Here is a 23,323-nt window from a genome sequence, read left to right as displayed (position 1 = left end):
GGATTCAGTCCGGCCGGCCCACCGCGCCGCCGAACAGGCCTTGCGGACGCACGATGAGTACGATGAACATCAGGATGAACAGAACCGCTTCCTTGTAAGAGGCCGAGAGCAGGTTCGTCGTGAGGATCTGCACGACGCCGACGAACAAGCCGCCGAACATTGCGCCATACAGGTTGCCGAGGCCGCCGATCACGATCACCACAAAGCTCGTGAGCAGCAGCGGCGCGCCGATGTAGGCGTTGATCGTGCCGGTGGACACGCCGATCAGGCAGCCCGCCGCGCCGGCGAGTGCCGAGGCCACCGCGAACGCGACCATCTCGGTACGCTCCACGTTGATGCCGAGCAGACGCGCGGCCGTGGGGTTCTCCTCGACGATGCGCATCGCGCGGCCCGAGTTGCTGCGCGTCACCCACAGATGCAGCAGGACCATCAGCACCAGCGAGACGGCGAAGATCACCACGTACGCGCCGCGGATATAAACCTCGCCGAGATGGAACGAGAGATCTTCCAGCGGCGACGGATACGGCGTGTACTCGGGGTAGAAGATCGGCACGCGACGCGACACCTGCTGCATCGCTTCTTCGAGCGCCATCGTGATGCCGACGGTCGCGACAAAGGGCGCGAGATAGGAAGCGTTGCGCAGCGGGCGGAAGATCACGCGCTCGATGAGTACGCCGATCACCGCGCCCGTCACCACCGACACGACGAACGACAGCGCGAGCACCGCATAGCTGTCGCCGCCCAGCAGCAGCGAGACCGTGGCGCCGGCAAACGCCGACACCATGATCGTCGCGCCGTGGGCGATGTTGAGCCGGTGCAGCACGCCGAAGATGATCGTGAAACCGATCGCGACGAGCGAATACGTGCTCCCGAACAGCAGCCCGCTCAAGATGTACTCAAGGATATGCATGGATTTCCGCAGCCGCGTGGGTTCAATGGAAGGGCTTCTGGTCCCAGATCTGGTACTTGCCGTTCTTGATCGTCAGCAAGTAGCCTTTCTTGACCGCGTCGTGTTCGGCGTCGAAGGTGACGCGCTCGCCGGTAATGCTGACGATGTCCACCTTGGCGAGGGCATCGCGAAACTTCCTGCGGTCGTCCTGCAGCGTGTCCGGCGTGTTTTTGATGCCCGACGACTCGATGGCCGCCTTGAACAGATAAATGGCCTCGTAGCCGTTCACACCGAAAAGATTGATGTCGATGCCGGCGCGCTTGCGGTAGGTCTGCGCGAGCGCGGCGATCTTCGGCTGGTCGGGCGAGTACGAACTGCCTACCAGCATGTCTTCCACCGCCTTGCCGCCGAGCCTCGGCACTTCCGGCGCGATGTTGCCGATCGTGCCAGTCCACACCTTCGGCGCGAAGCCGCGACGCCGTGCTTCCTTCATCAGGTTGACGCCCGCGAGCACCGGCGTGGACACCGCGACGACGTCGGGCTGCGCCCGGGAGAGCGCGTCGATCTGCGCGGACAGGTCGCTGTCGTTCTCGAGGCCCGCCGTCTCCACGACGACCTTGAAGCCGGCTTTCTCCAGCGCCGGACGCAGCACGCTTTGCGCGGTCAGCGCATTGGCGGCGTTGTCCTTGGCCACGAAGATCGCGGCGGTCTTGTAGCCGAACGTGTCGTGCAGCAGCTTGGTTTCACTCTGGATCAGGTCGGACTCGAAGAACGAATTGCGAAAGCCCCAATTGGAAATCTTGCCCAACCCCGGGCTTGCGGAAGCCGACGACAGCAACACCGCCGGCGTGCCCTGCTTTTCCAGTTCCTTCAGGTAGTTGAAGGCGGCCTCCGTGTTCGCCGACTTCGACGTGCCCTTGATGGCGAGTACGCGATCGTCCGCGACCAGTTTTTTCATCAGCGCGATGGTCGCGGCGGAGTCGCCGCCCGGGTCATAGCCGTTCGGCGCGGGCGTAAGCGCGAGCTTGACCATGCGGCCGTCTACCTTCACGCCGCCGGCCGCATTGATCTCGTCGATGGCGATCTGCGAGCCGACCAGCGCCTGGATGCCGTACGCCGCCGGGATGCCGGTTTGCGCTTCCATCGAGCCGATGCGCACCGTGCCTTCGGACTGGAAGGCGCGCGCGGGCGCGGCGGCGCCGAGCGCGGTCAGGAACGCGACGCCCAGCAGCGCGCACGACGCCGATGTGCCGAGGCTGTCGCAGACGCGGATCCAGGAAGAGTTCAATAAGGTTATGGCGGCTCGCGTCGTGCAGCTCTGCGCGGCAAGGCGGGCTTCAGGGTGTGTAGCTTCCAATTGGGTGTCCGTAGCGGAGTAGGTAGCAGACCAGCGTGGCCGGGTTGTCAGAAGGCGATAATCCTGCTCGGCGCCCGATTCTTCGTCCCGTTGTTTCCATCGTGGAAACATATGTGCCTCACAGGAATTATTTTGGCGCGTTTGCTTAATAGTTGTCTCCTAGGGAAGTCCACTAGCTTCTGCTTGACTAGAAAGACGTACGCATGCCGAGCTGGAACGTGCGTCCCACCGAATTCGGCGTGGCCACGCCGGCCAGGTACACCGCGCCGCCAAGCGAATAGGTCGAGCCGTTCTTGTTCTGCACCTGTCCGTACGACGCGAACACCGCGGTCCGTTTCGACAATGCGTATTGCAGGCCGATGGCCTCGATGTAGGCGTTCTGGGACGCGGAGAGTCCATCCGACGTGTTGATGACGTGCACGACCTGCGCCATCGCCGTCAGGGCCGGGGTGATCTGATACCGGAGGCCGAGGTTCAAGAGCGAGAACTGCACCTTGGGGCCGGTCAGGGCGGGCGTGTTCGCCGTGGTGTCCGTGTCCTTGCTGTACGCAAGGAAGATCTGCGCCGGCCCGATCGTGTAGGTGCCGCCGGCGGTCCAGGCGATCAGGTCGCCTGCGCCGTTGGTGGTGATGGTGCGCAGGTACGCGCCGTTGAACGCGAAGCCGCCGAGCGTGTAGTTGACCCAGCCCGACACGGTCTGGCCGTCCTTGATGCTGCCGGGGACGCCGCCGAACGCGTACATGGCGGTGACCGTGAAGCCGTAGAGATTGGGCGTCTTGTAGACGACGGAATTGTTGGTCCGGCCATTCGACGCATACGCGTTCATCATGTTTTTCTGCGATCCGTCGGGCAGCGTCCGGTAGAAGTCCGACAAGCCGCCTTGCAGACCGCCGAGGAAGGCGTCGTTGTAGGTGAAGGCCCAGAACTCGGGCGAGTACTGCCGGCCGAAGGTGAGCGTGCCCTGCGGTCCGGTGAAGCCGACGAACGCCTGGCGTCCGAACAGCAAGCCGCCTTGCCCGGCGGTGCCGGTGTTCGCGTTGAAGCCGTTCTCCAGCGTGAAGATCGCCTGATAGCCGCCACCCAGATCCTCCTTGCCGATGAAGCCCCAGCGCGAGCCCTGCATGGCCCCGCTGGTTTCACGCACCAGCGTGCCGTGGCCCTGGTTGGATATGTCGATGGCCGTATCGATCACGCCGTATAAGGTCACGCTGCTCTGGGCCCGCGCGACCGGGCTCGCTGCGCCGAGTGCCAGGCCCGCGAACGCGGCCGCCACGGCTTTGCCGTTCTTCATCTGCTTCACCTTCGTCTCCGTTTGATATTTCGAATTGCTAACAGACAGGTTCGCGAAAGCGTGCTGGGTTCCCATGCTGTCTCGCGGTGCTTCCCGGTTATTCCGTCCCGCTCGATGGCTACGGCTGAACGGCAATGCGATGTGCGGCGATGTCGACGAATCGGGCGCCGGTTCGGCATGCAAGGCCGACAGACCCGGGAGCGGTCAGCCCTGCTTCAGTGCATGGGTCGGGCGGTTGGCGTCGCGGCTGGACTGCGGCGCCGGACGGTCACCGCGCGGCGCGATCGCGTTCGAGCGAGGCAATGTGATCGACGACCTTGTAGCCGGTCTTGCCCCAGGTGGTGACGCCGCACACGTGCATGACCTGCATGCAGGCTTCGGCCAGCTCGCGGCTGCTCATGCCGGCCTTGGCCGCTGCATTGCCGTGGTTGATGGCGCCGTCGAGATTGCCGGTGACGATATCGAGCACCGTATAGAGCAGTTCCTTGGTCTTCAGGTCCAGGCCGCCTTGCGCGGAGTGATCGCCGTAGACGCCTTCGCGGAACAGCAGATAGCCCGGCCAGTGCTGGGGGCAGTGTTCCATCATCGCGCGGATGGGTTCGGGCAGATTGCCCAGCGTTTCCTGGAAGTGCGCCTTGCCGCGCACGATGGCCTGTTCGATCTCGGATTGATTCACGAAGCGTCCTCGTCTAGGTGGGTTATGAAACACCATGTGTTCCATACGGAAACACGGAGTTATATTAGCCATATTTTTCCGCGATGCAACGAGGGTTTGCCTGAATGCGCGACCTGCGCGGGCACGTGGGTCGCGTGGTCATGCAGCGTGGAAGAGAGGGCGTACGACAAAAAGTCCGGGCCCCATGCGGGCCCGGACTGTCGAGGAAACTAGCTGTAGATGGGGGTCAGGCGGCCGGCGTGCGGCCGTGAGTCGAGCGGTTCAGTCGCGCTTCAGCGCGCGCCGCCGTAGGGATACACGGGGCAGCCCATGCGTTGGGAGAGCGTTCGCGCCGTGCGTTGCAGCGGAACCAGCAATTCAGCTTCTTCTTTCTTCGCCACGGTATGGCTGGGGAACGCAATGCTGAGCGCGCCGATCACCACGCGATGTTCATCGAATACCGGAACGCTGATCGCCGCAAGACCGAGTGTGTTTTCGTCCCGCGAGACGGAAAAGCCCTTGTCGCGCACGGTGTGCAGCAACTTGACGAGCGCGGACGGATCCACGACCGTCTCCGGCGTGACCTTTCGCAGCGGTTGCTGGATGATCGCGAGCACGTCCTGCTCGTCCATAAAGGCGAGCAGGATGCGGCCGGCGGAAGTGGAATGAATCGGCATATAGGTGCCGATCTTCCACGGCGAGTCCGTAAAGAGCGGACCATTGATGCCGATCAGATAGGCGGCGCGGTCGCCGTCGAGCGCTGAAAGCCGGGTGCTGTGACCCGTGCGTTCCGTGAGATCGCGCAGTAGCGGCAAAGCCTGGCTGCACAACTCATCCTGGTTAAAAAACTGCGAACCGAGAATGAACGAGCGCACCGCCACGGAATAAGCCTGCGACGACGGATCCTGCCGGATCAAACGGGCATCAGCCAGCGCGGCAGCGATTTTCGATATATGACTTTTGCTCAAACCGGTTTGCGCGGCCAGTTCAGTGACGGTATAGCTGGCGCTACCGCTCGTGAACTCCATCAGCACGCGCAATGCGGATCGCAACGACTTCATCGCGGCGGGAGAACTGGAATCGTCTTCGGTAATGGGAGGCATAGTGCAGAAACGGTGCGGGCGATTGAAACCGATATCTGTGCCGCGCTTTGCACGGCGGCTCAGCGCTGTTGGCGTGATTATCTCGACTCCACCTTCGGATTCAACAGCCTCGATTTTGGGAAACCCAAGTTTCTAAAAAAGAAACTCATGTGCTCACCGGGAATTCTAGGTGCCTGTCCTCGGTCGGTCAACTGGGTTAATCAGCGAGGCTTTGAAATAAAGAAGCTCTTTTTAAAGACGCATTTAAGAGCAAGAGAAACCTGTTGCCAAATACCGCCTGAAGATTGATTGCATCAAACAGACTCCCGCTCCCGCGCAATCATTCGGCGTCATTCATCCGCGCGTGATTCTCGACAATGCACGCACGCACCGTCTGGACATGCTCACGCGCCAGCGCTTCGGCTTCGTCTTCCTTGCCTGCAAGCACCGCGCTTGCGATGCGCTTGTAGTCGCGCAATCTGATCTGCTGCAACGAAGGCAAACGATGCTGCGCGTACACGATCGGCATATGAATAGTCGGGAAGAGGCGCTTCAGTTCGCGATTGCGCGACAGTTCCAGCAGCGCCCGATAAAACTGCCGCCGTGCGAGAGTGAAGGCGAGCGCGTCGCGTGCATCGTCCGCGCGGGCGAGTTCCCGCAGGCTCTGCCGCACCTTCCCGGCAAGCGGCGCATCAGCGTGATTGCGGGCCGCTCCGCGTGCAAGCAGACCCGTCATCAGTTCGGCGACGTCGAGAACGTCCATCGTGTCCTGCACGTCGAGCGTCCTGATCACCGCGCCCTTGTGCTTCAGCAACTCAATGACGCCCTCGGCCACCAGCCGTTGCAAGCCCTCGCGCACCGAATTCCTGCTGACCCCGAAGCGCGCGGAAAGATCGGCTTCCACCAACCGTTGGCCCGGCACGAAAGCCTGGCTTTCGAGACCTCGCAGGATGCCGAGGAACACCGCGTCGGATGCGGCGCCCTTGTCGTCTTCTGTCGGAGCATCGTCATCCGAAGCGGTGCGGGCGGAGGTTTTTGCGTTCATCGGTGGATCATAACAGTTGAACAAAACGATTTTGTTCCTTAAGATTGTCCAACAATCGGCTGGAACAATAAGGAGACGTCATGCCCCCGAAGGAGACATTCGGCTTGCAGGGAAAGCGCGTTCTGGTGACCGGCGCATCGAGCGGACTGGGCGCTCACTTCGCGTCGGTGTGCGCCGCGCGAGGCGCCGAGGTGATTCTCGCCGGGCGGCGCGGCGGCGTGCTGGCGGAGCGGGTCGAGCGTCTGAAGGAAGCGGGCGCCCAGGCGTCCTTCATCCAGATCGACGTCAACGACGCAACTTCGCGCCAGCAGATGACCACGTCGATCGGCGAACTGGACGTGCTCGTGAACAACGCCGGCGTGGTGATCGACAAACCCGCCGTCGAGCAGAGCGAGGCCGATTGGGATACCGTTGTCGATACCAACCTGAAGGCGATGTTCTTCGTCGCCCAGGCGTTGATGCCCGCGCTGAAGGCCCGCGCGGGATCGATCATCAACGTGGCATCGATTCTCGGGCTCAGACAGGCGGGCAATGTGCTGCCGTATGCGGTGTCGAAGGCGGGTGTGGTCCAGCTGACGCAGTCGCTTGCGCTCGAATGGGCGCGCCATGGCATCCGTGTGAATGCGATCGCGCCGGGCTACATCGAGACCGAACTGAATCAGGCGTTCTGGCGCACGCCCGCCGGCGAAGCATTGATCCGCCGCATTCCGCAACGCCGCCTCGGGCAACTCGACGACCTCGACGGCCCCTTGCTTCTGCTTGCCTCCGACGCATCGCGCTACATGACCGGGACCGTCATCGTCGCGGATGGCGGCCACTTGACCAGCAGTCTTTAACTCACTCCATCGACCCATGCTGACCGCTCCCCCCACTGCACGCAGCCGCGAGATCGCGGACCGCGTCGAAGCGTTCGTTCGTGAACGCGTGATCCCGTATGAACGCGATGGCCGCCTCGGTCCACATGGTCCGTCGGCGGAACTGATCGCGGAGTTGCGGGCGCTTGCACGCGAGGCCGGCGTGCTGACGCCGCACATCCTGTCCGACGGCGCGCATCTGTCCCAACTGGAAACCGCCGCCGTGCTGAAGCGCTCGGGGCTGTCGCCGCTCGGGCCGGTGGCCGTCAACACGATGGCGCCCGACGAAGGCAACATGTACCTGCTCGGCAAGGTGGCCACGCCTGCGCAGAAGGCGCGCTATCTCGAACAACTCGTCGCGGGCGAGGCGCGCTCGGCGTTCTTCATGACGGAGCCCGCCGAAGACGGCGGTGCGGGCTCGGACCCGGGCATGCTCAAGACCACCGCGCGGCCCGATGGCGATGCGTGGATCATCGACGGCAACAAGACCTTCATCACCGGTGCGGTTGGCGCGAAGGTGGGCATTGTCATGGCGCGCACCGACGATGGCGACAAACCGCGCGCCACCATGTTCCTCGTGTCGCTGCCTGATCCGGCCATCGAGATCGTCCGGGTGCTGGATACGATCGACAGTTCAATGCCGGGCGGCCATGCGCGCGTGGCCATTCGCGGCCTGCGCGTGGCGTCGGATGCGGTGCTGGGCGAAGTGCATGGCGGCTTCGAATACGCGCAGATCCGACTGTCGCCGGCGCGTCTGTCGCATTGCATGCGCTGGCTCGGACTCGCGGTGCGTGCGCAGGAGATCGCGGTGGACTACGCAAGCAAGCGCCATGCTTTCGGCAAAAGGCTGATCGATCACGAAGGCGTCGGCTTCATGCTGGCCGACAACGCGATCGACCTGCAACAGGCCGCGCTGATGATCGACTGGTGCGCGGGCGTGCTCGATCAAGGCGATCTCGGCACCACCGAGAGTTCGATGACCAAGGTCGCCGTCTCGGACGCGCTGTTCAGGGTGGCGGATCGCTGCGTGCAGGTGATGGGCGGGTCCGGCGTCTCGCGCGACTCGATCGTGGAGCAGTTCTTCCGCGAGATCCGCGCGTTCCGCATCTATGACGGTCCGACCGAAGTACACAAGTGGTCGCTGGCCAAGAAGATCAAGCGGGCCGCGCTGGGAGGAAACTATCGTGTCTGACGCGGCGAATTTTGCAGGAACGGGGCCGGTGCGCGACGCGCATCGCTTCGACGAAGCAGCGCTCGGCCGATGGATGCAGGAGCACGTCGAAGGTTTCGCCGGGCCGATGCAAGTCGAGCAGTTCAAGGGCGGGCAATCGAATCCGACTTATCAGCTGCGCACGCCCGAATGCGAGTACGTGCTGCGCCGCAAGCCGCCTGGCCCGCTGTTGAAGGGCGCTCACGCGGTCGAACGGGAAGCGCGCGTGATCGCGGCGATCGGCGCGGCTGGCTTTCCCGTGCCGAAGGTCTTCGGCGTCTGCGAAGATCCGCAGGTGCTGGGCAGCGCGTTCTTCGTGATGGAGCGGGTACGCGGCCGGATCTTTTGGGAATCGGGCTTTTCGAACGTGCCGCACGCGGAACGGTTCAGCTATCTCGATGCAATGAACGCAACGCTCGCCGACCTTCATCGGCTCGACTATGTAGCGCTCGGTCTCGGCGACTACGGCAAGCCGGGGCGTTATGTGGCGAGGCAGGTGGAGCGCTGGTCGCGGCAGTATCTGAGCGACGAGGCCGCCGGACGCAATGCGGACATGGACCACGTCATCGCATGGCTCGAAGCGAATCTGCCCGCGCGCGATGAAACCGCGTTGACGCATGGCGATTTCCGCGTGGACAACCTGATCTTCGATGCCGTCGAACCGCGCGTCATTGCCGTACTCGACTGGGAACTCTCGACGCTCGGCGACCCGCTCGCCGACTTCGCCTATCACGCGATGATGTATCGCTTGCCGCCCGATATTCTGGGCGGCATCGGCGGGCTCGATTTCGCGCAACTCGGCTTGCCAGACGAAGCGGCCTACGTGCAGGCCTATTGCCGCCGCACCGGTCGCGAAGGCATTGCGGACTTCGACTACTACGTCGTCTTCAACATGTTCCGCTTTGCGGCGATCCTGCATGGCATTCGTGCGCGCGTCGCGCGGGGCACGGCGGTCAGTGAAGACGCGCGCGCGATGGGCGACCGTTTCGCGCGGGTGGCGCAGATCGCCTGGCGCGAGGCGCAACGCGCGGGCGCGCAATGACTTCCCGACGCTGAAGCCTGGTGAAGACGGGCGAGCAAACTCTTCTTTCGGACGGAGCTGAAATTGAGCAGAGATGTGGTGATCGTGAGCGGCGTACGGACGGCCATCGGCGAATTCGGTGGCAGCCTCAAGGACTTTCCCCCGACGGATCTCGGCGCGCGCGTCGTGCGCGAGGCGCTGTCGCGCGCGAACGTGGCGGGTGACGATGTCGGCCATGTCGTGTTCGGCAATGTCGTGCATACCGAGCCGCGCGACATGTACCTGGCGCGCGTGGCGGCGATCAACGGCGGCGTCGCGCAACATGCGCCCGCGCTGACGGTGAACCGTCTGTGCGGATCCGGTCTGCAGGCGATCGTCTCGGCGGCGCAATGCATCATGCTCGGCGATGCCGACATCGCCATTGGCGGCGGCGCGGAGAGCATGAGCCGCGCGCCGTACTCGATGCCGGCCGCGCGCTTTGGCCAGCGCATGGGCGACGCGCGGCTCGTCGACATGATGGTCGGCGCGTTGAATGATCCGTTCCAGAGTATCCACATGGGCGTGACCGCGGAGAACGTCGCTCGCCAATACGAGATCTCGCGCGAGGCGCAGGATGCGCTTGCGCTCGAATCGCATCGCCGGGCCGCGCATGCAATCGCCAGTGGATATTTCAAGGAGCAGATTTTGCCGGTGACGATTCCGTCGAAGAAAGGCGACATCATCTTCGACACGGATGAACACGTGCGCCTCGACGCTTCACCCGCCGATTTCGCCAAACTCAAGCCCGTGTTCGCCAAGGAGAATGGCACCGTGACGGCGGGCAACGCGTCGGGCATCAATGACGCAGCCGCCGCTGTCGTGCTCATGGAACGCGGTGTCGCGGAGCGGCGCGGCGTGCAGCCGCTGGCGCGACTGGTCGCCTATGCGCATGCGGGCGTCGATCCGGCATACATGGGAATCGGTCCGGTGCCGGCGACGCGCAAGGTGCTCGAGCGCGCCGGGCTCACGGTGAACGATCTCGATGTGATCGAAGCCAACGAGGCGTTTGCCGCGCAGGCGTGTGCGGTGACGCGGGAACTCGGGCTCGATCCGGCGAAGGTCAATCCGAATGGTTCGGGCATCTCGCTGGGGCATCCGATCGGTGCGACCGGCGCGCTGATCACCGTGAAGGCGCTGTACGAGTTGCAGCGCGTGGGCGGGCGGTATGCGCTCGTGACGATGTGCATCGGCGGCGGCCAGGGCATCGCGGCGGTGTTCGAGCGCATCTGAAGGTCGCGTTCGTCGATTGCTTGTTGAAAGCCAAGGCCTGCACAATGCCCGATCAGTCCAGACCGGGGAGCGTCTGCATGACCGGACTCGAGTTCCAATCGCCCAAGGCACTTCGCGCCGCGTATTCGACGGTAGACGGAGACGCCCTGGGCGACTTCATTGCATCGGCTTATCCGTTCGATGCGCCGTTCACCTGCCGCTTGCTGAGGCGAGGCTTCAACGATGTGTATCTCCTTCGCTTCGCCGATGGCCATAAGAAAATCGCGCGCCTGAGTTCGCGCCGGGCGAGAGGGGCGTCGAACGTCGCTTATGAAACCGCGCTGCTTCGGCACCTGAAGCAAGCGGGCGGCGAGGTGGCGGCTCCGCTTGGCACGAAGACGGGTGCGTTGAGTATCGAGGTCGAGGCAGTAGAAGGCCAACGTTCGCTCGTCGTGTTCGAGTATCTGGAAGGGCATTTTCCCGGTGCCGACGCGCAGGACACGAAAGCGATGGCGGCCAGTCTTGCGACGCTGCATCGGCTGGCGGGAAGTTATGGCGGTCCGCCGAGTCAGTACGTGTTGGATCTCCGCCATCTTGTGATGCGGCCGTTACAGCGGCTGCTGGATCACGAAGCGATGGACGAGGCGCTTTCGGAACGCTTGCGGAAGAATGCCTCGGATCTGATCGCGAAGGTCGAAGCGGCCGTGAACCTGAGCATGGTCGTCTGCCACGGCGACTGCCATGGCGGCAATACGTTCATGACGAGCGCTCCTGACGGTCGCCGCATCGGCTCGTTTTTCGATTTCGACGACGGCGGACCAGGTTATCTTGCCTACGACCTTGCGGTCTATCTCTGGGCCATGTTGCTGCACAGGGAAGAACCGGCGCTCAGTGACGAGCAGCGAGAACGATGGACGTGTTTCGTCGAGGGTTATCGCGACGTGTCGCCGGTGCCCGCGAATGATTACTCGGCGATTGCGCTCTTTGTTTCCGCGCGGCATTTCTGGTTTCTGGGCGAGTATGCGAGCCGCAGCGACGAATGGGGTTCGTCGGCGCTGCCGCTCGAATGGCTGCGGAAACAGGCCGACAAACTGGAACAGTGGAGCGGGATGGCGACGCCGTGACGGATGCGGTCCTTGCCGTGCCGGGGGTGCTCCCATCAAAGGACGCGAGACAAGAATGAACTTCGACATCATCGGAGATATCCACGGACAGGCAGACAAGCTTCGGGCGCTTCTGAAACGCCTGGGCTATGTCGAGCGCAACGGCGCCATGCGTCATCCCGAACGAACCGCCATCTTCGTCGGAGACTTCATCGATCGAGGTCCGCGTCAGATGGATACGCTCCTGATCGTCCGCGCAATGATGGACGCGGGCAGCGCGCTGGCGGTCATGGGCAACCATGAATTCAATGCCGTTGCGTGGTTCATGCGCGACCCCGAGCATGACGAAGCGTATCTGCGTACCCGCCACGGAGAGCGAGGCGCGAGGAATCGCCATCAACACGCTGCGTTCCTGGCCGAGGTCGAGCACACGCCGCACGTGCATGCGGAAGTGATCGACTGGTTCCTGACCTTGCCGCTCTGGCTCGATCTTCCCGAGTTGCGCGTGGTGCATGCATGCTGGCATCCGGAGTTCATCGCGGAACTCGAACCGCATCTGAAGCCTGGCCGTCTGCTCGACGAGGCCATGATGATCAAGGCAAGCCGTAGAGGGTCGAACGAATACCGGCAGGTCGAGACCTTGTTGAAAGGTACCGAAGTGAAATTGCCGCCGGGTTGCGCGTTCGAAGACAAGTCGGGCATCACGCGTCGTGAAGCACGCACGCGCTGGTGGGACGCGCAAGCCGTCACGTATCGGGACGCCGCGCTCGTGCCGCCCGAGGACAAGGCGCAGTTGCCCGATGCCGAGATTCCGGCAACGGCAAGGATCGGCGGTTATGCCGGTGACAAGCCGGTGTTCATCGGGCACTACTGGATGACGGGTTGCCCGGAGGTGCTGTCGTCGAAGGTGGCGTGTGTCGACTACAGCGCGGGGAAAGGAGGGCCGCTGGTCGCGTATCGGTGGGGCGGGGAGGAGGTGTTGTCGTCGGGGAACTTTGTGGTGGCTGAGGCGGGTTAGGGTGGTGGGGGAGAGGGTGGGTCGGCGGGTCGACTTGCGGCCCCATTCGCTCCAGTCGAATTCGATAGCTTTCTTTTCTCGTGTCCAGAGTAATCAGGCGAAGTTATGCCGATCGGAAGTGCGCTTGCAGACTCCGGCCGCGTTTCCCAATAATCTGAAAAGCCCTGGCGTTGTGCCCAATCGCGTACCGAGTTCAGCGAATGCCTGAACAAGCGCGTCTCCAGCCTCGAATCGATTCAGTTCTCTCTCGCTGTGACTCACGTACCGCGGGCGAAGGCGATATTTCGGTGGGTGAATGGTAAAAGGCAGTCTTCGGTTCTACTTCATCTAAAACTTCTTCTATAAGCAACGCACGACACTGCACATGACAAATTGTGTGACATCTTGTTGCGCGTTAGATTTTCGCATGTATAGTCGTCTCGCGAAGGTCAGGGGTTTCATAAGCAACCAGAGAATATCGGTCTGTTATTTTTCTGCGCGTTGCAAGGGATCGCCGGGGCTTACGCCATCCATAAGAATTAAGCTGGATTAATCTTATCGGACGCTGCGTTTTATCTTTGCGGTAAAAAACAAATAAGAACAATCTCAAGAGAGACGAATCGTGAATGCATAGCCACTTCCTGGCTATGGCACTTCCAGGCGGGATTTCCCGTCACACCTTACGCTTCTCCTTCGGATTGGTTGACAACGCTAGCCTGCTCGCGCCTCGTTTGATCGCCGTGCCGTAACTCGCAGGTTCCGATCACCCAGATTCGTGCGCTCATGATCTTTACGTCCGCTTCGCTTCCGCTGCTTCTGCACGCCTTTGTCGGCATCGCGCTGACAATCGCGCTCATATTCTTCGTCTGGCAGTTCTTGCTGCCCTTCTTTCGCGTTCGCGCCCAATTGCTCGCTGCCCATCGTGCAATCGAGACGTTGAAAGCCGGAGGCGAGTCCCTGGACGCCGACCGAATCGGCGAGATCATGCAGGATGCAGCGCTGCGGCACTGCTGGTCTGAATACCGGGACACACTTCATGCTCAAAAGACCGTGAATGCGTCAGGCGTGGCGCAAGCCGGACGCTGGCGTGCCACGGCCATCGCGAGCACGTTTTTCACCGAGCAGGCGCTCGTCAATGCGCCATTGCGAACCGAGTTTTACAAGCATCTTCCCGGCATCCTTACGGGGATCGGGATCATTGGCACATTCGGCGGTCTGATTCTCGGCCTGAACGACTTCAAGATCAGCGATGATCCGCTCGTGGTTCGCAGCAGTCTTGAATCATTGGTGTCAAGCGTAGGCGGCGCCTTCAAATTGTCTGGCCTCGCCATTTTCTTTGCCATGGCCATTACGACAGCGGAGAAGGTCATCGTCAACAAGCTGTACACGCACGTCGATGCGTTGTGCGGCCTGATCGACAGTTTGTTCGAGTCAGGTGCGGGAGAAGAGTACTTGCAACGGCTGGTCGACGCTTCCGAAACCTCTGCCACGCAGGCGATGCAGATGAAGGAATCGCTCGTCACCGATTTGAAGCAGGTCCTGAGCGAACTGACGCAACAGCAGATCAATGCGATCCGCACGACCAGCAGTGAACTCGGCACATCGATTACCCACAGTCTCACTGAAGGTCTGGCAGAACCCCTGGCACGCATCTCGAACGCCGTGCAAACCGTGGGTAACAGCCAGGGCGAAGCGGTCAGCCGCATCCTGACCGACGTGCTGTCGGGCTTCACGTCGCAGATGGAGAACATGTTCGGCTCCCAGCTACGGGGGATGAACGACATGTTGCTCAAGACGGCGAATACCATTGAGTCAGCCTCTCAAGGTTTCAACACGCTTGCCGTACAGATTCAGCAGGCCGGCACGGGTGCCGCCGATGCGATGGCCCGCCGCGTCGAGGAGTCGCTCGGACAGATTCAGAGCCGTCAGACCGAGGCGAACGCGCAGATGCAGTCCTTCGTCGACAGCCTCAAGGACAGCGTGGCCCGCGGTCAGGCCGAGTCGGCGGATCTGACCCAGAACATGCTGCGGCAGGTGAGCGACAGTACGGCTTCGTTCGTCAAGACGCTGCAGGATCAGAGTCAGAAGGGTCTGGCTGAGGGCGCTGCGCAACAAGCCGAAACCAACGCCCGCATGCAGGTCTTTGTCGATGAACTGAAAGATGGCCTGGCGCGCGGTCAGGCTGAATCGGCGAACCTGACGCGGGACATGCTGCAACAGATGAGCGAGGGAACATCGTCGTTCGTCAGGGATCTGCAGGAGCAGCGCAACGCGAGCCGCGCCGAGGCAGCCGAGGTGCAGGCCCGAGCCAGCGAACGGATTCATGCCTGGATGGAAGAGACGCGCGTGAGCATGTCGAAGGGCCAAAGCGAAGCATCGGAGGCAGCGTCGCGCTTGATCGACCAACTCAATGGAAAGGCGAGCGGCATGATCGACGCACTCCAGGCGCAGACCGCCGCCGCGCATGATGAGCACGACCAGCGTCAGGCACAGCTCGCTGCGCAGATCGCGGAGTTGCTCGACAGACAAACTGGTCAGATCAACAGCGTGACAGAGGCTGTCAAGCAGGGCAGCCTGGCGATGACTCAAGCGGTCGACACACTGAACGCCGCGACGCACGGTCATATCGAGCGCATGGGACAAGGCGCGGCACGTCTGCACGATGCATCAACGCACTTTGCCGACAACCTGCTCGACTTGAAGACTGCCACCGACGGCATCGCCGGCACCGCCGAGCGTTTCAAGCAAGCAGCCGCAACGCTCGACGGCTCGCTCAGCGCGGTGCAGCAAACGCTGGGAGATCAACGCGCCGTGCGCGATGCACTCGCGGGCATGGTGACCGAGTTGCGCGCTGTGCTGCAAACGGTGTCCGCGGAGGCGACACTCAAGCGCGATCTCGTCCAGTCGATGGAACAGGCGGGCACATCCCTTCGCGAAGCGCAGGAGGCGACGCGCGGGCACCTTGACGATCTGATCGAAGATCTCGCCCACGTGCATCAGGAGTTCGCGGACCAGGTCAGGAAGACGCTGCGCGAGAGCAACAGCGCGTTCCATACTGAACTCGCCCAGGCGACTGGCTTGCTGAAGGGCGCGATCGTCGACCTGGGTGATGTGTTCGACCGTTTGCCCACTGCAGCCTGATTCGACTCGAGGTGACACATGTTCGGAGTTCAGACACCGGCGCGGCGGCGGAGCCGCGACGACGGCGAGAAGCCGTTCTGGATCTCGTTCTCGGACCTGATGACGGCGCTGATGGTGCTGTTTCTCGTCGCGTTGAGCGTCGCGCTGCTGGCAGTGACAAAGCAGGTGTCGGAGGCCGAGCGCGAGGAGAAGCAACGGACCGAGCAAATCAGCGCACTGATGCGCGAAATAAGGCGCATGGCCAGCCAGTTCGACGGCGTCAGCGTGATCGGCACGACGATCGATTTCGGACCTCGCGGGCGTTTCGAACGGGAAGGGCAGAATACGCTTTCCGAGCCGCAGCGCGCATTGCTGCGCCAGTTCAGCCCGCTCCTGATCGAGCAACTACGGACGACCGAAGCAGGCAAGAACTGGTTCAAACGTGCGACGGTCGAGGGTTACGCGAGCCGCAGCGGCAAGTACCTGTTCAATCTGAACCTGAGCCTTGAGCGCAGCGAGCGCGTGCTCTGTGAGCTATTGCGTGATCCAGGCCATGACGAAGCGGCGCTTTCCTTCGCTGACCGCACGCTGGTCGCCACGCGGTTTTTCGTGGGCGGCGCTTCGTTCAACTCGTTGCGTGCGACGGCGGACGACAGCCGCCGCATCGAAATCAAGCTTGAGTTCAAATCCCGTCAGGAACGCAAGGACGATGCCGCGCCCACGGAACCGGCGGCGGATGATGGCGCGCTCCAACAAGCTCTGGACCCGAAAGAACGATGCCCATTGACCGATCGCTGACATTCGCCGGAGCGCGGCTGCGCCAGGCCATGCTGGGCGGTTCTCCGCTGAGCGGCGATACGCGCGTGATGAGCATCGCATTGAGCGACATCAGGCACGCGTTCGGTGGCGAGAGCGGTGCGCCGTCGCTCGATCAGTTGAACGTCGCGCTGCGGACATTCTTCTCCGGCCGCAAGGACCTGAGTCCGACCCATGTCAAATATGTCTGCTACGGCGTCTCTGTTCCGCTGGACGAGGACGGGAACCAGCGGCTCATCGATGATAGCGTTCTGTTCAACCGGCTTATCGGGTTGCTCAGTGACTATGAGCGGCAGGAACGGCGTTTTCGCAACTGCTATCAGGGTCTGCTGCAAAGCTACTTCAGCTTTGCCAATCATGTCGGCGAAGCATCGACGGCGCATGCAAACTGGGTCAGGTTGCGCCGCTACCTGCAGGACCGGTTTCCGACCGTGCTCGAAGGTGCCGGTCGCCTTGGCATGATTCCCGACTGGCTCGGTACGCTTCGCGATCACGCCAACTTGCTTACTGATCATCCTTGCCGTCGCTATGCAAGGCATCTCGCCGAAGGGGAAACCGCGGAGCTCGCGAGAGTCTTCGATGGACTGGGTATCGATTCGAACTCCTGGGTCTGGGAAGAAGTGGTCATGGCCTATGTCCATTCCGTCTGCGAACGTGGCAACGCGGAATTTCAGGGCGCGCTGGACGATGTGCTCGCCTATGTCACCGGCCGCGCAGCGATCAAGCTTCCGCAACTGCTCGCGGTGCGCGCGGCGGCGTTCGCGGTCAAGCGCTATGCCCAATGCCGCAACCGGCCCGAGCATGAACGCCTGCGCGATACCTGTCTGAGCTTGATCGGCAATCCATGGATCGATCCCACTGCCTGGAACGCCCACGTCCGGCACGAACCGGCGCGACAGATGGTAGAGGGCTGGCTCAAGCGCCGCCTGATTCGCGATTTCTTCGAGGTTCTTGCGAAGGACGGAGCAGCGGATCTGCGGCGGCTGAACTACTGGCTCAAGTGGGAGCCGGAGATTTCCGACATGTGGTTCGTGCTCGGGAAGGACGCGCAAAGAAACAGGAGCGCGGCATTTACGGACGTCCGCAAGCGGATGGCAGGAAGGGACCGCATTCTCGTCGATGCCATCGACGAAAACAACGCCTTCATCATGCGTATTGGCTCGTTGCTCGTGGTCGAATTCGGCGTGACGGGAAATGCTTGCTATTTCTTCGAAGCGTCGCGCTTTCCTGGCGATCTCAGCACGGCCGTCTTTTCCCGTCACGGATTGAAGAATAAACAGGTCGCCGCGCTCTGGCTTCCCCACACTGTTTATTCCTGGGAGGCCAATTTCGATTTCAAGATGCGCGAACTTCTCCAGAAAGAACCCACGTCGCCACGCCCCGCCGGCGAGTCGCCTCGCCAGGAGCCGGCCGCACCCTTCGATGGCCTTATGCCGGCTAAAGCCAGCCGTAGCGATTCCGATTCGGTCGAGGGACCGTTGCAAGAGATCCTGTCGCTTTGCGAGGCAAATGGCATCGAATGGGAGGACAACCGCCCCAAAGGCGGCGCGCTCTGGGTCCTTCTGGAACAGTGCCGCCAGCATCCCCGTCTTGTCGATGGCCTCGACAAATTGGGATTTGCATTCAAGCCCGGCCGCGGCTTTTGGCTGAAGTGAAGGACGGTCGATGCTCGCGAAGCTCTTTGGGGCGCGAAAAGCCGCGACATCGGATGCGGGAAAAGTGTTCGCGTCGAATGACGTTACCGCGGCCACCTCACTGCGGACAATCGATGAAAACGGTTTCCGCTACGCCTCGCCTGCGCCGCTGGCTAAGCAATGGCTCGCCGCTCCGTACGACTATCCGGCTCATGCCGAACTCGGTGCGCATCTCGCGTTGATCGTGCAGGAAGGTCTGGGCAATGTCGTCGGTTCAAGCGTGCTGTTGTCATGGGAACATGTCTACGGCGTGCTGCGTAGCGTCGAACTGAGTGGCTTCCGCATACCGTTACGCTTTCCGACGGAGGCGCGCATGCGTCCGCGTCTGGTCAATGCCGGGGCGCTGGGAGACGCAGATTTCGGGCTTCGCATCGACGAGTGGGTCGATGCGCAGGGACGAGGCGTACGGCCGGCACCCAGGCTCGTGGGAAAGGTGCTGCGTACGGCCGCTGAGGATACGCTGGTGCCTGAATCGATCAGCGAGATGCTGGACCTTCTCGACCGCTTCCATGCCACGCCGGCAGATGCACGCAGCTTGTCGTTCAAGGAGCACATCTACGGACGCGTGCGCATGCTTGCGGCGGAGAGCGGCTGTCCCGTCTCGGATTACGTGGCGAGCACGATCGTGCTGGCACCCGAGCGCCTCGAACTCGATATCGAGCGTCGTGGCGAAGGCACGGCCGCTGTGATCGAAGTCTCGCCGAGCTTCACAGGTGCCCCTGAACACTGGGTCGCGCAGTTCGACCGGTTGCCGTTGCAGGATCGCTATCACGTCCCCGACGGGCCGGCGCTCGTACGGGTCGTGCCAGCGCCCGAAGTGAAGGCCGTGCTCGGCGAAATCAAACGCAACATGCCAGGACGGCGCGTGGCAGGGACGCGGGCTCAGGCGTTCGTGCGCAACCCGTTCGCGACCCTTGGCGAGAGCGCAAAGGATGTACTGGATCCCAGCCAGTTCGAAACCGCCTGCGAGGCCGCAGGCATCGTCTTCAAGTCCTTCATTCCACACGTCGAGCGCAATGATCGCGGAGGAATCGCGCGGGTAGGTTTGCTGGTGCAAGCCATCGGAACGCAGAATGAAGACCCCGCGATGACGTGGTTCGCGTCGTCCGGAGAGCTAGCCCGGTTCGTTGGCCGGATTTCTCGGGCGCTCGACGATGGGTCGCAATGCACGGCCTGGAACGACGCGGAACTGGAAATCGTCGGTGACACGTCCGCGCATCTACAGTGGCTGTCCAGTTGGCTCCGTGAGTGGGAAAAACCAGCGTTGTGGACGGCGTCCGAGGTGCTCGACCTGCGTTATTACTCGGAGCGCATCGACGAGATCGGCGTGGAGCAGCCGTTTGCCGTGCCGGTCATCGCAAAGATTCGCGAAGAGGGCGGATGGTTCGAGGAGAACACATCGATCGGACTGCGCGTGAACAATCCATACGACGGAGCACACTACGTACCGCTCGAGTTCGGCGAGATTCCGTCCTTGCAGGAATCGGTGAACGCTGCGCGCGCGGCCGGGGCGGACCGCGTATCGCTGCCTGGACTCCTGCAGTCGATCTCGATCGTCGATGCCCGGATCGCAGTCGATGCACTCGTTCGTGCTGCCGCCGAGGTCCAACGCGGTGCGTTCGTGCCGCGTGCGAGCGCATTGCCGGCGGCGAAGAAGCGTCTGATCATCAAGCGCAATGTCGAAGACATCGAATACAACGAGGTGCGTGCGGGCGCGCTCCCTATGCCGGCTGACTGCGCGCCCTCGATTCCGGGCACGCTGCGGCCAGAGGTCGTGCTCAAGCCGCATCAGGAAACAGGCATTGCGTGGCTTCAGCATCTATGGGCCTTGTCTCCCGGCGCGTGCCGCGGCACCGTGCTCGCAGATGACATGGGGCTGGGAAAGACCTTGCAGTTGCTGACTTTCATTGTGTCGTGCTTCGAGCGCGATCCACAACTCGAACCGGCGTTGATCGTCGCGCCGCTTGCGTTGCTCGAGAACTGGAGCAACGAACTAGCGCGCTTCTTCTTACCGGATACGCTACCGCTCTTGCTGCTCTATGGCGAGACGCTCGCGTCGTTACGGGCGAGCCGCCATGAGATAGACGAAGGGCTTGCAGCACAGGGTGTGTCGCGCCTGCTCAAGCGCGGTTGGAGCGACGGGGTCCGGCTCGTGCTCACCACGTACGAAACCATGCGCGATCTCGAATTTGCACTTGCGCGTCAGTCGTGGTCAATCATGGTGTGCGACGAGGCACAGAAGATCAAGAATCCTGCCGCACTCGTGACACGCTCGGCCAAGAAGCAGAAAGTTCGGTTCAGGATCGCTTGTACGGGCACGCCGGTCGAGAACACGCTGGCCGATCTGTGGTGCCTGTTCGATTTCGTCCAGCCCGGGATGCTGGGGGCGCTGAACCAGTTTTCCCGTACGTATCGACGCCCGATCGAAGCGAAGACCGAGGAGCAGCAGGAAAAGGTCGCGCAGTTGCGCAAAGTGATCCAGCCGCAGATTCTGCACCGAAAGAAATCCGACGTCGCAAAGGACTTGCCGGTACCGGTTGAAGACCCGATGTGCAAGCGGCTGCCCATGTCGCTTTATCAACAGCAGCACTACGAGGCGGCGCTGGCCACACTCCGCGAGCAACGTGAAACGAACCCGTCCGCACAATTGCAGGCGCTTCTGGCAATCCGCAAGATCTGCACGGATCCGCACGGATTCGCGGAGTCTTGCCCGCGCGACGTGCCGATCACGCGCCTCGTCGATGAGTCGCCCAAGATGGGCTGGCTCGTGCGCACCCTGAAGACGCTCGCGGCCGATGTCGACGGCCAGCACAAGGTCATCCTGTTTTGCGAGTTCAAGGAGCTGCAACTCGTCTTGCAGCGCGTGATTGCCGCGATGTTCGGTTTCGCGCCCGGCATCGTGAACGGCGACACCGCCGCGGATCCCCGCACCATGGGCAATCGCCAGCAACTCATCGATGCGTTTCAGATCAGCGATGGCTTCAACGTGATCATTCTTTCGCCGTTGGCGGTCGGGTTCGGGGTCAACATCCAGGCGGCGAATCACGTCGTTCATTTCACTCGCACCTGGAATCCGGCCAAGGAGGATCAGGCAACTGCGCGCGCCTACCGCATTGGCCAGACACGGACGGTTACCCTCTATTACCCCGGCGTGGTCAGCGAAACCTATCCGAGCTTCGACGTTCGTCTGGATGCGTTGTTACAGCGCAAGCGAGCGCTCGCTGCGGACATGCTGAATGGCTGCAATGACCTCACCGCGGCTGACTTTGCGGATTTCGGTTGATGTGCATCGCTGTGGACGTGACTGGCCTCGCGCAGGCGCTGGCGGGAGCGGCCGCTCTACCCGTGTGGCCTGCAAGACGCGAAGGTCAATCATGCCCCCCAACCCTCAACCCGCTCGACCAGAACGTTCGCAGTTCTCCACCCGATGGAAAATCGCGACACAGGCTTCGGCGTTCCGCGGGCACGACGCTCAACGCGGCTTCGACCGACGAAGAAATCAACGCTTCCGCGCGTTCATATTCGTGCGCGCTGACCGGCGCCACAAGCCATCGTTGCGCATCGTCACCATTGACCCAGTCGATGGATTCGGTGAACACGGAGAGATATCGGCGTGTGCAATGGGTGCATTCCAGCGCGCGCACGTTGAAGTGTGATTCATCGATCCATACGGCGTGCGTGCGCAGATCGCTGCGGGCTTGCCAAGCCCATTCGGCGGATTCAGGCCAGCATTGTTCACAACCGTTCAGCTGAGTCATTTCGGGCATTGTTGTTGTTCTCGCGGTGCTTGAGACTGTGTAAGAGTGTTCCCCGTCAGTGTAGTGCGCACCTCCCCGACAGCCAATGGGTCAGCGCTTCGGACACGAAATGTCCGAGTCGGCCATTACACTGGGCGCCGATCGATAACAACCACAACAAAGCGAGGGACCCGATGAACGTTCATCACACAGACCACAATCAACGCTGTCGCGCAGGGCTGTATGGCCTGCTCATCGGCGATGCGCTCGGCGTGCCCTACGAGTTCCACGACGCGGCTGACCTGCCGCCCGAGAGCGCCATCGAGATGGAGCCGCCGGCTGGCTTTCGTCGCGCGCATCGCGGCGTGCTGCCCGGCACCTGGAGCGACGACGGCGCGCAGGCGCTTTGCCTGCTCGAAAGCCTGATCCATCGCCCGCAACTCGATCTCGCCGATTTCGCGCAACGCCTGCTCGCCTGGTACGAACAAGGTCACATGACGCCCGACGGCCACGTCTTCGACGTCGGCATCCAGACCAGCCGCGCTTTCGACGAACTGCGCCACGGTGCCTCACCCGCGAGCGCCGGTCCGCGCGGCGAGCGCGACAATGGCAACGGCGCGTTGATGCGCTGTCTGCCGGTCGTGTTCGTTGCGGCATCGGAAGACGAAGCCGTGCGCCTTGCCATGCATCAGGGACTCGTCACGCATGGCCATCTGCGCTCGCAGCTGTGCTGCGCGCTGTACACGCTGGTCGCCCGCCGCTTGCTAGAGGGCGCAAACGCCATCGATGCCATCGCGACCGCCGAAGCCCACCTGCGCCGCCGCTTCGAAGGCACGCCGGCGGCAGCCGAGATGCAGCGCGTGCTCGACGCCCGCCGCGAGCCGCCGCGCGGTTCCGGCTATGTTGTCGACAGCCTGTGGTCCGCGCTGCATTGCCTGCTCGACACGCGCGATGTCGAGTCCTGCCTGCGCCGGGCCATCGCGCTGGGTAACGACACCGACACCACCGCCGCCATCGCGGGCGGTCTCGCCGGTCTGCTGCATGGCTTCCGCGCGATCCCGCCGCGCTGGATCACGGCGCTGCGCGGGCGCGACATTGTCGAGGCGCTGCTGGACAAGCTGCCGCGTTCGGCATGACGCGCCCCGCACGCGAATCGAAGCCTCGGGACATTCGCTAAAATTGATCCCCGCCGGCAGTTCTACTG

The 23,323-nt window shown here is 62.5% G+C and carries 17 protein-coding genes; 11 read left to right on the top strand and 6 right to left on the bottom strand.

From position 1 onward, the window contains the following. Positions 1-4 precede the first annotated feature (4 nt). The 6 genes from QCE88_RS27385 to QCE88_RS27360 form a co-directional block, all read right to left on the bottom strand. Positions 5-910, bottom strand: a complete 906-nt coding sequence (locus QCE88_RS27385; RefSeq protein WP_309908015.1) for a branched-chain amino acid ABC transporter permease — start codon at positions 908-910, stop codon at positions 5-7. Between the two features lie 22 nt (positions 911-932). Continuing rightward, the gene (locus QCE88_RS27380) at positions 933-2,177 is read right to left on the bottom strand and encodes an ABC transporter substrate-binding protein (protein ID WP_309908014.1); all 1,245 of its coding nucleotides are present in this window, start codon (positions 2,175-2,177) and stop codon (positions 933-935) included. Between the two features lie 256 nt (positions 2,178-2,433). Continuing rightward, positions 2,434-3,537 (bottom strand): porin, encoded by a 1,104-nt coding sequence (locus tag QCE88_RS27375; RefSeq protein ID WP_309908013.1) that lies wholly within the window; start codon positions 3,535-3,537, stop codon positions 2,434-2,436. Between the two features lie 268 nt (positions 3,538-3,805). Next, complete coding sequence (locus QCE88_RS27370; RefSeq protein ID WP_309908012.1) at positions 3,806-4,213, bottom strand: carboxymuconolactone decarboxylase family protein; 408 nt, start codon at positions 4,211-4,213, stop codon at positions 3,806-3,808. A gap of 272 nt (positions 4,214-4,485) precedes the next feature. Next, entirely contained in the window at positions 4,486-5,295 is an 810-nt protein-coding gene (locus tag QCE88_RS27365) for an IclR family transcriptional regulator (protein ID WP_309908011.1), read from the bottom strand. Between the two features lie 319 nt (positions 5,296-5,614). Then, positions 5,615-6,319: a GntR family transcriptional regulator gene (locus tag QCE88_RS27360; RefSeq protein ID WP_309908010.1), complete on the bottom strand. Its 705-nt coding sequence runs from the start codon at positions 6,317-6,319 to the stop codon at positions 5,615-5,617. Between the two features lie 80 nt (positions 6,320-6,399). On the opposite strand from QCE88_RS27360, the gene QCE88_RS27355 reads away from it, so the two are divergent. The 11 genes from QCE88_RS27355 (at position 6,400) to QCE88_RS27305 (ending at position 23,255) form a co-directional block, all read left to right on the top strand. Continuing rightward, positions 6,400-7,155 carry an SDR family NAD(P)-dependent oxidoreductase gene (locus QCE88_RS27355; protein WP_309908009.1) on the top strand — a complete coding sequence of 252 codons (756 nt, stop codon included), beginning with the start codon at positions 6,400-6,402 and terminating at the stop codon, positions 7,153-7,155. Positions 7,156-7,171: 16 nt separating this feature from the next. Continuing rightward, positions 7,172-8,365 (top strand): acyl-CoA dehydrogenase, encoded by a 1,194-nt coding sequence (locus QCE88_RS27350; RefSeq protein WP_309908008.1) that lies wholly within the window; start codon positions 7,172-7,174, stop codon positions 8,363-8,365. After that, positions 8,355-9,425 (top strand): phosphotransferase, encoded by a 1,071-nt coding sequence (locus QCE88_RS27345; RefSeq protein ID WP_409018251.1) that lies wholly within the window; start codon positions 8,355-8,357, stop codon positions 9,423-9,425. Before QCE88_RS27350 ends, QCE88_RS27345 begins: the two co-directional genes overlap by 11 nt. Before the next feature lie 63 nt (positions 9,426-9,488). Beyond that, on the top strand, positions 9,489-10,673 hold the full coding sequence (bktB, locus tag QCE88_RS27340) for a beta-ketothiolase BktB (protein ID WP_309908006.1): 1,185 nt from the start codon (positions 9,489-9,491) through the stop codon (positions 10,671-10,673). Positions 10,674-10,750: 77 nt separating this feature from the next. Then, positions 10,751-11,776, top strand: a complete 1,026-nt coding sequence (locus tag QCE88_RS27335; protein ID WP_309908005.1) for a phosphotransferase — start codon at positions 10,751-10,753, stop codon at positions 11,774-11,776. A 55-nt stretch (positions 11,777-11,831) separates the two neighbouring features. Continuing rightward, positions 11,832-12,773 carry a metallophosphoesterase gene (locus QCE88_RS27330; RefSeq protein WP_309908004.1) on the top strand — a complete coding sequence of 314 codons (942 nt, stop codon included), beginning with the start codon at positions 11,832-11,834 and terminating at the stop codon, positions 12,771-12,773. Between the two features lie 762 nt (positions 12,774-13,535). Then, positions 13,536-15,893 (top strand): anti-phage ZorAB system protein ZorA, encoded by a 2,358-nt coding sequence (gene zorA / locus QCE88_RS27325; RefSeq protein ID WP_309908003.1) that lies wholly within the window; start codon positions 13,536-13,538, stop codon positions 15,891-15,893. An 18-nt stretch (positions 15,894-15,911) separates the two neighbouring features. Continuing rightward, positions 15,912-16,670 (top strand): flagellar motor protein MotB, encoded by a 759-nt coding sequence (locus tag QCE88_RS27320; protein ID WP_309908002.1) that lies wholly within the window; start codon positions 15,912-15,914, stop codon positions 16,668-16,670. Then, the gene (locus tag QCE88_RS27315) at positions 16,649-18,343 is read left to right on the top strand and encodes an EH signature domain-containing protein (RefSeq protein ID WP_309908001.1); all 1,695 of its coding nucleotides are present in this window, start codon (positions 16,649-16,651) and stop codon (positions 18,341-18,343) included. The genes QCE88_RS27320 and QCE88_RS27315 overlap by 22 nt, the downstream gene beginning before the upstream one ends. 64 nt (positions 18,344-18,407) lie before the next feature. Then, the gene (locus tag QCE88_RS27310; protein WP_309908000.1) at positions 18,408-21,665 is read left to right on the top strand and encodes a DEAD/DEAH box helicase; all 3,258 of its coding nucleotides are present in this window, start codon (positions 18,408-18,410) and stop codon (positions 21,663-21,665) included. A gap of 648 nt (positions 21,666-22,313) precedes the next feature. Beyond that, positions 22,314-23,255, top strand: coding sequence for an ADP-ribosylglycohydrolase family protein (locus QCE88_RS27305; protein ID WP_309907999.1), 942 nt, complete (start codon positions 22,314-22,316; stop codon positions 23,253-23,255). Positions 23,256-23,323 lie beyond the last annotated feature (68 nt).

The sequence above is a fragment of the Caballeronia sp. LZ035 genome (assembly GCF_031451175.1).
In the GTDB taxonomy this organism is placed as follows: Bacteria; Pseudomonadota; Gammaproteobacteria; order Burkholderiales; family Burkholderiaceae; genus Caballeronia.
This window is presented reverse-complemented; position numbering and strand designations above follow the sequence as displayed.